The organism is Foetidibacter luteolus, from assembly GCF_009650435.1.
Classification (GTDB): domain Bacteria; phylum Bacteroidota; class Bacteroidia; order Chitinophagales; family Chitinophagaceae; genus Foetidibacter; species Foetidibacter luteolus.
This window is the reverse complement of record NZ_VVIP01000011.1, coordinates 15422-28502: the sequence shown is the minus strand read 5'-3', so window position 1 is coordinate 28502 and position 13081 is coordinate 15422. Positions and strand designations below refer to the sequence as shown.

Genomic DNA, 13081 nt, shown 5'->3' with positions numbered 1-13081 from the left:
AATGCTTTTGATGCGGTGGTTGCTGATGGCTACTTTATGAGAATAACGCCCCAGGTATTCTATCACCAGCATTCAACCTTTTTAATATACGCATGGAACAATGGCTGGTATTATCATGTTTTTAACTCAAAGGACATTTCCTGGCAACAACAATAGTAACGCCGGCAGCAAAAAGGGTTTTGGAAAATACGTGAGACAGGATATCGCCTTAAATACATTTGGACTTGTAACCAATAGTGGCACCACCGCTCTGCGGAACTTTCAGTTCCGCAGTATTATTCTGTCGCTTGCAGCAATCTGAATACAACCTGCCTGCAAAAGAAGCTGCGTGCTGCACCGGCGGGTGAGGGATTGAAGCGGATACCCCGGTGAGGCTTTGTGCGTTGGCTTTTGTGCCGGAGTATGAGCGGAAAGCCCGACCCCTTGCGATAGCTTGGGGGCACCCCCAAAAAAATCTTATCACAGCAGAAGACAATACCCCAGTGTTAAGGCACACCTGCCATGAAGTATTAATTTTTAAAAACATTCTTTATTGGTATTGCATTTGCATTTTATTGTTTGTACTTTGTACTAACGGAACAGTTATCCAGCATGGCCTTATTATACATGGCATTGTTAATAACCAATCTTTCCTGTGGCAATTTTATTGAAAGGCTTTATTTTTTGCTGCGTATTAACCTTCGGCCTGCATATAACAGGCAAATCAACTGAAGACTGATACAGGTATACATATTCAACACATTCTCCATTTGAAATGCCTTTGGCCTCTACTTACCAGGCTCCCCCGCTTTTGTTGATGAATCTGCCATTTAACAGGAACCATCGGGTTACTTAAAACCTATTACTGCACCACACAATTGAGCATACACCAGATCTTACACCTGCGGTCTGTTTACCGGCAGGGCAATAATCCCGTGCCCGCCCTTCAGTGATTTTGACGTTTGTAAACCATTTTGCTTTTCACCATTAAAAAATGATGTATGAAATCAATTATTCTCTTCAAAAGGTTCATCCTGCTATATGTTTGTATGATTGCTGTTACCCAATTGCCTGGCCAGGTTTTTAAAACAACTTTTCCATACACCGGGGCAGACCAAACCTGGGTAGTACCCAATGGCGTTACCAAAATTGTAGTAAAAGCCTGGGGGGCCGGGGGCGCCGGCGGTAACTACATTTTTAACGATGTGGGCGGTGGCGGCGGTTTTGCTATGGATACCCTGAATGTTACACCCGGCGAAGTTTTAACCATTATTACCGGCGGTGGCGGGCAACCGGGTGCAGGGGTAGGCGCTTACGGTGGCGGTGGCCCTAAAAGTTGCGGTGGCGGCGGAAGGGGTGGCGGCCGTTCGGGTGTTCGTAATAGCAGCGATATAGAACTTATTACCGCAGGTGCAGGCGGTGGCGGTGGCGGCGCGGGTGCGCCTGAGAATGTAGGCGGAGGCGGTGGCGGTGGCCTTACCGGCGAAGCCAGCCACTGGCCTGGCTTTGATGGCGGCCCCGGTACGCAAACGGCAGGTGGGGCAGGTGGTGCTAACCCTGACCGGCCGGATGCTGACGGAGGCGCCGGGGGAAGTTATTATGGAGGAGCTGGCGCCTGTGTTGATAATGGCCTTGGCGGCTCTGGCGGTGGCGGTTATTATGGCGGCGGCGGCGGTACCGATGTAGGCGATGGCGCCGGCGGCGGCGGTTCAAGTTATATTTCCGCCAGCGGTACAACCATAGGGGCTGTAGGCATCACCCCGGCCAATGCTGCGGATGAAGATTACACAGGCAATGTTGCCAGCGGTGGCGCTTACGCAACTGCTGGTGGGGATGGCCTGGTGGTTATCATCTATTCGTTACCGGTTGCTCAACTAAGCCTGTCATTTCTTAAGCCAACCATTTCTAACAAATGGGTGCAAGACAATGCCGCGGCCATAACAAAATACGCAACCAGCGAAATAAGTATATCCACGAACCCTGTCACTGCGGGTTTAATCATTAACTGCGCAATAACAGGCGCTGCACCTTCTACAACAGATAAGGGTTCGCTGGTATCTGCTTCAGGCGTTGCAACCAGCCAGGCAGAAGACCTGGGCAATGGTAATTACAGAATTTTTTACCGCGCAAAACAGGAAATTGCTGCCAACAAGTGTGCAACAGACGAATACCTGCAACCGCAAACTGTATTTGCGGAATGTACCGTTAACAACGGCACGCCGGGCAATGGTTCGGTATCGGTGGTATCCAGGTTTAATTACCTTGTTTACAACGTACAGGAATACAACAATGCCATAGCCTATGCTAAAAGGAAATACGCGGTTACTTTTCCGGCTGGCAGCACGCAGACCTATACAACGGCCACCCAGGTTGGCGGTGTTACACTGGATGCATGGACAGATGTATCCGGCAGGGTTTTTCTTACACTCAGCACACTGGTAAATGAAAATGTTTGCGCCGGCACCCTGGTACGGGAAAATGTGATTGCCAGGAAGGGGGCAGTATCCATATCTCAGCTTATCCTGGGCCGTACCATCTATAACCTGCTGGGCAATTTTGCACTCTTTAGCCCAAGCCTGCGCAACCTGGTATTGCATTGGGCAACAGTTGAACTGGAAGCGTATAACAAGGAATTGAGTGTTTCCACCACTATATGCCTGGATAATACTGCCCATACCAAACTGCTTAGCGACATTCAGTATTACCAAAACATAAGGAACACATTCGCGGTTACCCTTTTGGCTGCCAGCGGGCCAATGCAAGTTAAAGAAGCAGGCAAAAAGATGCCGGCTAACAACTTGTTATACCCCAACCCATCAAAAGGCGCCCTTACACTACGGTACAACAATGCCCTGCAGGGAAAAATGGTTTTACGTGTATTCGATATGGCAGGCAGGGTTGTTTTCACCCGTACAGATGCAGGGTTTAAAGGTGAAAACTTGTACCGCATTAACTTGCCCAACCTTCACCCGGGCATATATTACCTTGAAGTAAACGGCAATAAACAGGAATTGATAAAATTTATTCTGCAGAAGTAAAACATAATTACCATCACCATTGCCCGCTGCAAGCCTGCTGTTTTACTGCCAACAGCATAAAAATGTGCAATGGCGTTCTTCAGCCTCTGCGGGCTCCTGGTGCTGTTGTGTTCTATGTTTGTAAATGTTTTTGGGGGTGTCCCTCGTACCTCGGGCCGGGCTTTTCGCTCATACTCCGGCACAGAAGCTGCCGCGCAAACCTTCACCGGGGTATCCGCTTCAATCCCTCACCCGATGGTGCAGCCTGTTGCATTTTTTGCAGGCAGGTTTTATGCCTGCTAAGTAATAACCCAACAACCTTTCGGGGTTGTTGGGTTATTATCAAATGCCTGCACGGTATTTCATCCGGGGCCATTCACATGCGTCCTTCTGGCTATTGCACATTTTCATGCTGCACACACTATAACCAGGCCGCTCTTAGCTTAGGCCTATTTCTCACCAGTTCTGGCACATAAAAAGCCGTTTCTGCCGCCTCCGGCGCCAGAAACTTTGTCGCGGTTCGGGCAGTTTAATGCCTGTTGGGCATAAAAAATGAAAGCCTTCTATTTTGAATGTATCCATTGACCTTAAAAGACGAACCAGTTCTGTTTTGAAGGTATCCATTGTACATAAAAGACGAACCAGTTCTGTTTTGAGGATAATCTTTGGACTAAAAAACAGAACCAGTTCTGTTTTGAAGGTATCCATTGTACATAAAAGAAGAACCAGTTCTGTTTTGAAGGTGTCCGTTGGACATAAAAGACGAACCAGTTCTGTTTTGAAGGTATCCATTGGGCATAAAAGACGAACTTGTTCTGTTTTGAAGGTGTCCGTTGGGCATAAAAGACGAACCCGTTCTGTTCTGAAGGTATCCGTTGGGCATAAAAGACGAACCAGTTCTATTTTGAAGGTATCCGTTGGACATAAAAGACGAACCAGTTCTGTTTTGAAGGTGTCCGTTTGGCATAAAAGACGAACCAGTTCCGTTTTGAAGGTATCCATTGAGTCCAAAACATGGTTTCAGTTCCTGGGTGTGCCAAACTGCGGTCTTTTCCCGTTTTCAAGCAGGCTGCAGGTTAGGCGGGCCAGTTGTTGCTATCAAGGCCTTCAGAAGCCAATTCATCGCTGGTTGTAGCACATAAAAAGTCCGTTTCTGCCGCCTCCGGCGCCAGAAACATACAACTGAAGGCGGCTAACCCTGTGGTGTCAGGCAATAGTGCCTATGATTTTTCGATGGATTTGCACAACAGCAGTTCGCTAGCAGGTAAACAGGGAAAAGTATTGATGCATAGAAAGTGAGAATACTTTATTTTTAAAATACCCCGGGTGCAGGAGGTGCGGAGATTAGCTTTACGCAACAGCATTATGAGATATTTACAAACATACATTTTTATAACTTTATTGGCACTGCTATCCAGGACTGTATCCTATGCACAATATGACACGTCCGAAATCGGCGCTATCAAGGCATACGCAGAATATATTGATTCCATAAATAATTCAGGCACCCAAAACAATGAGTTTCTTCACTCTGTTGAAGATGGTGTAATAAAGAGAAAAAGAAGTGGCAAGACTGTAGGGGGCTATGGAGAATATATGCTAATGAACTTGAGAGAGGATACAATTTATAGAATTGAATACAACGGTGGCGCCAGGATTACCGTTAATAAAGTTTACTACTATAAGTCAAATCAATTGGTCACCTCCAAACTTGAATTATTCAACAATAAGAGGGTAATTTATCGCAGGGAAGAATTTTATAAAGACAGCTTTAATCTACTAACGATAGTCAAAATAAAAAACGAAAAAAAGACCAAAAGGCACACACATGAAATAGAACTTTCGTTATTTGAAGATGGGCTGAAGTTTTTAGACAAATTCAAGGATGCCCACAATCGCCACAAACAAGAATCACTGAAACTTTAGCAGTGTTTCCCGCCAGTTCTTTCCACTAAAAACGTCCGTTTCTGCCGCATTTGGCGTTGGAAACTTTGCTCACAAACCATTTGCGGCCCAGGCCCACGGTGTGTCAGCCACGGTGCCACGGAAAGATTTCCCTTGTCACATCCCGCCTCTTGTCATCCCGACGAAGGAGGGATCTGAACTGCGGAAGACCATTTGCCGCCTGCGGAAACCAACTTGAGTCACAGGAAAGCCTCTTTGAGCCACAGGAAATAGAACTTGAGGCAGCCGGAATAGCCGGTTAGCCACACGGAAGCCTGCTTTACATGCTCCGTTGTCAGTTTGAGCCACAGGAAATAGCCTTTGAGAGTTACGGAAGACTCCTTGAGCCCGGCGGAAGGTTCTTTGAGAGACATTTCGGCATTTCCGGGGTTATCGGCCATGCTTCCTGAAGAATGCTTTTGCCCTTCCGGTGACCCTGGCAGTGTTCCGCAGCTTCGGGGCTATATTCCGAAGGTGCGGCGGGTTTTCCGGTTGCCGCGGGGCAGATTTCCCCTGTTACAGTCCGGTTGCCCTTCAATCACAGTTAGTTTTTACCGGCGAAGGCTGTAAAGCCCGGCCCGACGGACAATTTTCTTCTACCTAAAAAGCCCCTTTTCTGCCGCCTTCGGCGCCAGAAACATACAGCGGAAACTGTTAACCCTACGTTGGTCGATAACCCACCTACCCATATTTTTTTGCGGATTTGCGCAACGGCGCTTCGCGAACCGGTAAACGGTTAAAGTATTGAAAACCAGAAAGGAGAATACCGTACTTTTGGAATATCCGGACGGAGAAAGCTGCGGATATTAATTGTTAGCCGCAATAATTCAAATCATTCTAAAGTAGACGAGTAGATGTTTAAATCGCCTAAACTTTATATTCAAATAAGGAGAAATCAGGTTACAGCAGTTAACTTGGAAACAGGCGAGGAGGTTACGCAGTTTGCAATTAACCCATTCTCGACGCAAAGAGTTGTGCTTGCCAAATTTGATCCTGCTAATGAGACAATTTTGGCTGCGATCCGTGGGCTACATTTGAAAACCACCTTTTTTGCAGTGAAAGTGGTTATTCAACAGTTGGAGGGTGCTGAGGGTGGTCTTAGCGATATTGAAAAACGTGCCCTTCGCGATATAGCAGAAATGGCAGGAGCTAAAAAAGTGTACATAGTTGACTCCGAACAAAAACTATCAAACGGCGACGCACTCACTATAATCGATGATGATAGTTGGCGATAGTTTTGATGCCTAAGAAAATTGCGTTTATGGCGGCGTGCGTATGCGGCTAACAAGGGGTTTGGCATCATGGCGGCTTTACGAATATATCCTGATCGATATAACATTGCTCGGCGACATATCGATCTGACGAATAAATCCCAGCTTTAGAATATATTTTCATCTTCATATCTTTGATCAGCACCAGTCCGGGCTGACGTAACACGGAATATCGCCACGTCGCCAAGCCCGAACGTTGGTAGCAATGTTTAGAGACATCTCGTTTATGAAAATAATTTCAGGACTTTTATTGCTTTTATTCATTGGCTGTGCTGACAAAAACTCCAAGTCGGACAAACAAATTTTGGACTTTGGCTCATTCTCTATTGTGACACCAAACGGTTGGACAAAAATTAAAGCACAAGGTGTTGACAGCTATGTCGGACGAATTGCAATTGACAATATCGACACATTACACTTTGATTTAGGTTGGTATTCAAACAAACTTAATGAGTATGAGCCGACAATTTTGGACAGTAGTATGATTAGCTCAATTGACACTTCAATGGTCGACAAAAGCGAAATTATTTTTGTAAAGAACAGAATGAGAGTTGACCCAGACAAATACAAAAAGAACAACGTTTCGTGGGACACAATTGATGGACGCAATGCTAAAATTGTCTTTCCAAGAAAATCAGGCATTGGGACAACAGGAATTTATATTGACAGTTTATGGCAAAGTGGTTCGGATGTTGACAGATTTAATTTGTATGGCGACAATTTAAAACCAACTAACGAGAAACTATTTCTTGAAGCATTAAAGACATTGAAATTTCACAAGAAGAAATAACACAGCTACCAACAAAAGGTTTGCCGCAAGGCTGGCAGACGGAATAACAATCATCGGTTGTACTACTATCAGCTAATATCGGGCTTGACCGAATTCTATTTGGCTTTTAGTTGTTAACTTCAGCAACAGTTTTTCAATCGGCTTCAGTTGCCGAGCAAACAGTTATAAAATACCAGCCCTGCGGCAAGCCTCGAACGTTGGCGGTAAGTTTACAGACACAACCTAATTGACAAGAATTGAATAGCCTCATAAATAAATTGAAGTCAAAATTGTTCCGACAAACAATGTATCCAGAACTTGAAAAGATGGGCGGACTTGCAAATGCTATTAATCTTGAATTTGAAAAATTACATTCTACCTTAAAAGTTGTAGTTGACGAGAACTACGACAAAATACCTGTGACTTATGGCAGGGTAGAGAACGGCAATAAATTTTCTCAAATCTATTTAGCTGCTGAAGAAAAACTTTACTTACCAGACTTTTGGCGAGACGGGGTTTGTCTTGCGCACGGAAGTATAGCCAGCATATCAGATCTTGCACAAGCGGTTCTGTACTGGCTGACTCAAAACGTATCAACACAAGAATTATCTAAGCAATTCAATTTTGTGCATCCTAACGACAAGGCAAAAGCTTTTGATGAAAACAAAGAAGTTGAATATATGTGGAAGTGTTTGGTATCGGAAGATGACAGTTTAGGGCTTAAGGAATTTATAGACCTTGCCAGTAAAGATGAATTTTTGAATAAACTCTTTCCTTTTACCAGTCTATATACTTTATGCTTTAGTAAATGCACTGGCTTTCCTTTTGACACCACTGACTTACCTAATGTGACGCCAATTGAGTACATACATTTTGCGTTACCAAAGAACACATCTGAATATGCTAAGGTTAGACACGTCGCTTCTGCATCAAATAGTAAATTATATGTGATAACGAAAAATAAAACACAATATGTTGGTGAAGGGAATGCAATTGAATCACTCAAAATTGTTCGTGACAACTTACCAAACGACATTAAACCTGCAAGAAAAGGAACGGCTGACGATTAGACCTACCGCCAACAGGCAGTTTTGCGTCAGCAGGGGGCGACAAACATATCCTCGTCGTCAGTGCTACTATCAGCTACATATCCGGCTGACCGAACACAGATGAGCAACAGAATATATTTTCAACTTTTGTAACTTTAATCGGCTGCAGTTCCAGGCTGGACGTTTTCCAAATGCCCTGCCGAACGCAAAGCTGTGGCCGTTAGCTGTTACTCAAGACAACTGCCTCAACTAATCAAAACTTATGAGTTACATAGCAATCCCATTTGCAGTAGATTATCAAAAAGTAAAAAATGTGTTCGGCTCCAAAGATCAAACGCTTTTTGAGAACGTGAAAGGCACAGAACTTTATGACAACTATGCAGGCCAAAGTAGTGATGGTGACCCTAAATATCATTATGACTTAGAAGAAATTTTACACGACATTATCTTTAAATATATAAAGCCAGAGAACAGAACAACAAAAAGCGGGTTCTTAGGGCTAGTAAAGTCGACACAAGGCTCAGGTTTAAAAGAAAATATGGGTCATGCGTATGGATATGCACTCATAGCTATCTCAGGTTATTTAGGAACTCATTTACTTCCATATTGTGACGGCTTCTATTGCGGAGATTGGTTTGAAGAAGCTCATAAAGTAATAAAATCAAACGGACTGAAAGTTGATATTGGGGAAATGTTTGAACAGCACGACGTATTCGATATTCCTAAGCCAGTTGACTTTCCCGCAATGTATTGTTTTTCAAAAAGTGATATAGCACACGTAAACGAGATAATGTCCAGTGTTGAAATTGATGAAGAAAAGGCTGATGATAATAATGAAAATTTCGATGAAGTTCAAGATATGTTAAAAAACATACGTGACAGTTTTAGGGCATGTGCAGACAACAATGTTGAAATGATAACTTTTGCTCATTGACCAAATGAGCAAAAGCTAACATCAGGTTTTATGCAAGTTGGGCGTGACCGGCAAACATCAACAAATTGCAAATCCGGGCTTTGGTTCGGGCAGGACAAACCACTTTGAGCTTTAGTTCTTAATTTCATCAACAGTTTTTCAATCGACAGCGGTTGTGGGCGGAAGAATAACAATTCCCAACCTGCATAAAGCCCTGCAGTCTGCTGCTACAAATTTTGACATCCTAAAAACTTAAAAAGACACGTCGAAAATTTTCAATGACACATTTCAAAATAAATTACAAATCATTTTTCCTTATTTCATTACTGTTTTTATTTGGTTGTAGTGACAATAAAATCGAGACAGACAAAACTTTAAACAAAACAGACAAACAATATATTCAGTCGCTCAAATTGCTTGACACAGATGAAAAAATCATCAGATTCTATTCGGAATATAAAAATAAGGTTGCAGGCAATTTTTTTACCGATAAGAGACTTGCTAAATACTGGATTGATGAACGGGACAGATCAAAAGACAAATTAGATTTTGCATACTACAACGACATAAAATCAATTGACACAGTTTATAATGCTGATTTTACATATTGTCCGTACATGCTTGTGACAAAAAATAATGGTTCTAAATTTAAAGTTTGCGTTGACGGAAGTAGAAAAGAAATCAAAGACTTTTTTGAAGATGCACTTAATAAATGGACGCAGAATAAAAATGCGCACTGACTTTTACAGCAGCCAACAAAGCGGTTTGGCAAAAAACTGGCTGACGGAACGCAGCATCAACTTTTGTTTAGCTACTCAGCTTTGGTAATCGGCTGGACTCTATAAATTGGGCAACATCAACAACAATGAACTTTTAATTATAAATTTAACTGCGGTTACCGGCTGACGATTTTCAAACACCGCCACATCGCCCAGCCTCAGCCGCTATATACTATCAAACCCCATGAATAAAAGGATTTCGGTAATGATAGTTTGGCTTATAGTGTCAGTGCTCGTGGTTTATTATGTCATTAATTTTTACCAATTGATCGCCGGAACATATTACGTTGAAGAAACCAAGCTTTATAAAATTGACACTTTTCATTTGTTGGGCAGAGCCTTTGAGCAATCAGGCAATTCCGGTAATGTAAGATATACCTCTTCAAGACCGAAGCTTGTATTTGAATCTGTAAACCGGTATTCATTCGTAATTGACAGGAACCTGTTTCAGGCTATTACCGACAGAAAAAAATTAGAAGACACTCTAATGTACCATGGCTTAAAGTTCACAGTTTATTCAGATGCGGAAGATTTTGAAGAGTACAAGAAAAGCATCTCTCCAATTTCCATCAGAGTTTATCAACTACAGATTGGCGACATGCGGTATATAGACTTTACCAAATTCAACATGCTTACCAGACGAGACGCAATGAAGGGCGCTATCATTCCACCCGCATTTATTTTATTTTTTGGAGTTTTCTTGTACAAACAGAATAAGGATAAGAATTACTGGAATAAGAGAAGAATACTACTTTGGTGCCTTGGCTTTATTGTGACTATAATCAGTCTTCTCTTTTTAATTTAACGGCACGATATGGGCTGGTTGAACAGCCAATAATTTGATTGAACATCAACTACTGTGGAATATACGAGGATGTAAACCGAAGTAAGACCATCAGTCTACATTTCACTTTCCCAATAGCTATAATAAAAACCTTTGCAGCAGGGAGAAAACAAATGCACAATAAATACCCCCCCCACCCTGCGGGAAAAGCCCTATAGCGAATCCAGCCGTACAAGTGAGTGACACAACGGAAGCCAACTAGAAGTTCCCGCTGCCCCGCGAATAAATAAATACTCTGCCGTCTTAATAGCTACCGGCAGCAGATGAGGCAAGGCGGCCTTTTTTCAGCGTTAGTCCTTAACTTCAGCAACAGATTTTTAAAGGAGCATTTATTGGAGGATGGATAATCGAGAAACCCTTGTCCTCTCTAATACTAAAAGCTTAGCGGCAATGAATTAAAACATTTGCTGATAAAGAAAAACATACAACAATGAAATTTGAACAACTGATTCCGAATGTTTATTATGTGGATATTTCCAATGGCTTGAAAATGTTTGTGGACTGTTTAGGGTTTACTATTGGGCACAGTGAAATAAACTCCAGCCAACCTTTTTGCGTACTGAACAAAGATGGGTTAAGTATTTATCTTTTTGAACATGCCAAGCTTGCTAAGGAACATAATCCTGAGTTTAGGTTTGTTACTAAAAACATTGAAAAAGTTTATGAAAAGGTTTCTGCCTCTCACCCGGAGTTTCTTCATCCAAACCTTAAAGAAGTTACACTTCGCCCATGGGGTGCTAAAGAATTCGCATTAAGGGATGAACAGGTGTGTATTATCATTCAACAGTGGTAAAATTATTTTCATTTTTATTCTTTCCAGGCAAAGTGTACCTCTATGGCTTTGAGCATTGTTGCTTGTGCCTTTACAGCAATTTTATACGCTTCGGTAAAAGCTGCATAGCGAACCCAAAAGTACAAGAGTGCGACGCAAGTAAAGCCTCATAGTAATTCTTCTGCCGGGCTCATAATACTTCCCTAAAAAAATGACGATGTAACAGACGAAAAGGCAGAAAACCCAAAAGATTCAGGAACTTAGTACTTACTCACTAACGTGTAAAGACGAAGAAAGTAAATTTTGCTAACCTTTGGCTGCCGGGCAAAAGATATTTATTTTTTACGTATGGTTTACATTTTGCATTCCCGATGGCATAACATGGCAAATTGAAATTAAATGATTGCTGAAGAACATTCTTTCTATGCACAGCGCCGTATCAACACTTTACTTAATTCTAAAAACGCGAAACGCACATGACCAAAGCTGATATTACAGGCATCGCGCCATTCTTTATTGTTAAGGACGTTCCCGCAGCGCTGTCGTTTTACCGCGATCTTCTGGGGTTTGACATTGTGTTTCAAGGCCCCAGCGAAGACGATATTTTCTTTGGCATTGTTAAACGTGGCGCTGCCATGATTTTTCTGAAAGCTATAGGTGTTGATCCTGTTCCCAACCACACACAGGATGTGAACAAAGGCATTGCCCGCTGGGATGCTTACCTACATGTACCGGACCCGGATGCGTTGGCTGCGGAATTTACTTCCCGCCATGTATCCTTTTTTCTTCCGCTTAAAGAGGGCTATAACAAAGATGACGGTTTGAGGGGGTTTGAAGTAAAAGACGCGGATGGGTACCTATTGTTCTTCGGGCACCATGTTTCGGATGTTTAAGGCTGCCCCGGGCTGCACTGCCAGCAGTAGAACATATTAACCCACATTTTAATCCTCATAAATTATGTACACACCAGATAAGGCATTTTTTGCGCCACAACTTTTTATAAAACCAGGCATTACCGATATCAGTTTTTATGAAAATGCTTTTGGCGCAATTGAGCTGAGGCGCTGGACAAATGATGATGGCAGCATACATGTGGCTGAATTATCCATTAATGGGGCGATATTTCATATTCATGAAGAAAAACTAATAGCAGGTAAGTTTAACCCGCAAGGAATTAATGGCACCACGGTAATTATCGGGCTGTTTGTGAACAATGTAGATGATGTTATGGCTAAAGCAGTTAATGCCGGGGCAGTTGTGCTGTCTCCTGCACAGAGTTATGACTACGGTTACCGGCAAGGTGAAATAAAAGACCCGTTTGGGCACGTATGGTTGATTGAAATGAAGATACAATAGGGTATCAAAGTAACTTACAAAACCTGGCTTAAACAACATAGTAATTAGGCGCTGCTGCGACAAATTTTTTTGGGGGTGTCCCTCGTACCTCGGGCCGGGTGGAACTGCGTTCGCAACCTTCGTTAAAGCAACATTTAGTTGCTTTTCCTCGGTTGTGCTATTACTCCGGCACAATGCCCTGCTGCGATGGCCTCACCGGGTTAACCGCTTCAATCCCTCACCCGAAGTTGCAACACGCCACAGTTTTTCAGGCTCGCTATTAAGTAAACCGCTGCAAGCGACACAAGAATTCCGCGGAACTGCAAGTCCATTTACTCCGCCATCCGGCCACAAGGCAAAATATATTGCGGGAAAAGCTGCACAAAGAATCCAGCGGCACAAGTGTTCT

General features: G+C 43.0%; 13 protein-coding genes and 1 pseudogene. 11 read left to right on the top strand and 3 right to left on the bottom strand.

The annotated features are described in order from the left end of the window. A pseudogene (locus F0364_RS03015) lies at positions 1-66 on the bottom strand (transposase); the annotation flags it as partial. Between the two features lie 914 nt (positions 67-980). Here F0364_RS03015 and F0364_RS03010 point away from each other — a divergent pair. Further along, positions 981-3017, top strand: coding sequence for a T9SS type A sorting domain-containing protein (locus tag F0364_RS03010; RefSeq protein WP_153796276.1), 2037 nt, complete (start codon positions 981-983; stop codon positions 3015-3017). Between the two features lie 435 nt (positions 3018-3452). Here F0364_RS03010 and F0364_RS03005 read toward each other — a convergent pair whose 3' ends face one another. Then, positions 3453-3998, bottom strand: coding sequence for a hypothetical protein (locus F0364_RS03005; RefSeq protein ID WP_153796275.1), 546 nt, complete (start codon positions 3996-3998; stop codon positions 3453-3455). A gap of 363 nt (positions 3999-4361) precedes the next feature. Between F0364_RS03005 and F0364_RS03000 the strand changes: the two genes are divergently transcribed. Then, entirely contained in the window at positions 4362-4922 is a 561-nt protein-coding gene (locus F0364_RS03000) for a hypothetical protein (protein ID WP_153796274.1), read from the top strand. Between the two features lie 218 nt (positions 4923-5140). On the opposite strand, the gene F0364_RS02995 is transcribed toward F0364_RS03000, so the two are convergent. Continuing rightward, positions 5141-5341 (bottom strand): hypothetical protein, encoded by a 201-nt coding sequence (locus F0364_RS02995; RefSeq protein ID WP_153796273.1) that lies wholly within the window; start codon positions 5339-5341, stop codon positions 5141-5143. Between the two features lie 453 nt (positions 5342-5794). Between F0364_RS02995 and F0364_RS02990 the strand changes: the two genes are divergently transcribed. The 9 genes from F0364_RS02990 (at position 5795) to F0364_RS02950 (ending at position 12693) form a co-directional block, all read left to right on the top strand. Continuing rightward, positions 5795-6175, top strand: coding sequence for a rod shape-determining protein (locus F0364_RS02990; RefSeq protein ID WP_153796272.1), 381 nt, complete (start codon positions 5795-5797; stop codon positions 6173-6175). A gap of 262 nt (positions 6176-6437) precedes the next feature. Next, positions 6438-7001, top strand: coding sequence for a hypothetical protein (locus F0364_RS02985; RefSeq protein ID WP_153796271.1), 564 nt, complete (start codon positions 6438-6440; stop codon positions 6999-7001). Between the two features lie 284 nt (positions 7002-7285). Then, a complete protein-coding gene (locus F0364_RS02980) occupies positions 7286-8050 on the top strand; it encodes a DUF6193 family natural product biosynthesis protein (protein ID WP_153796270.1) in 765 nt (254 codons plus the stop codon). A 241-nt stretch (positions 8051-8291) separates the two neighbouring features. Next, the gene (locus F0364_RS02975) at positions 8292-8963 is read left to right on the top strand and encodes a DUF7691 family protein (protein ID WP_153796269.1); all 672 of its coding nucleotides are present in this window, start codon (positions 8292-8294) and stop codon (positions 8961-8963) included. 257 nt (positions 8964-9220) lie between these two features. After that, positions 9221-9682, top strand: a complete 462-nt coding sequence (locus F0364_RS02970) for a hypothetical protein (protein ID WP_153796268.1) — start codon at positions 9221-9223, stop codon at positions 9680-9682. Between the two features lie 244 nt (positions 9683-9926). Further along, complete coding sequence (locus F0364_RS02965; protein ID WP_153796267.1) at positions 9927-10526, top strand: hypothetical protein; 600 nt, start codon at positions 9927-9929, stop codon at positions 10524-10526. A 469-nt stretch (positions 10527-10995) separates the two neighbouring features. Then, positions 10996-11358: a VOC family protein gene (locus tag F0364_RS02960; RefSeq protein WP_153796266.1), complete on the top strand. Its 363-nt coding sequence runs from the start codon at positions 10996-10998 to the stop codon at positions 11356-11358. Between the two features lie 455 nt (positions 11359-11813). Further along, a complete protein-coding gene (locus F0364_RS02955; RefSeq protein ID WP_153796265.1) occupies positions 11814-12230 on the top strand; it encodes a VOC family protein in 417 nt (138 codons plus the stop codon). 64 nt (positions 12231-12294) lie between these two features. Then, positions 12295-12693 carry a VOC family protein gene (locus tag F0364_RS02950; protein ID WP_153796264.1) on the top strand — a complete coding sequence of 133 codons (399 nt, stop codon included), beginning with the start codon at positions 12295-12297 and terminating at the stop codon, positions 12691-12693. Positions 12694-13081: the final 388 nt, after the last annotated feature.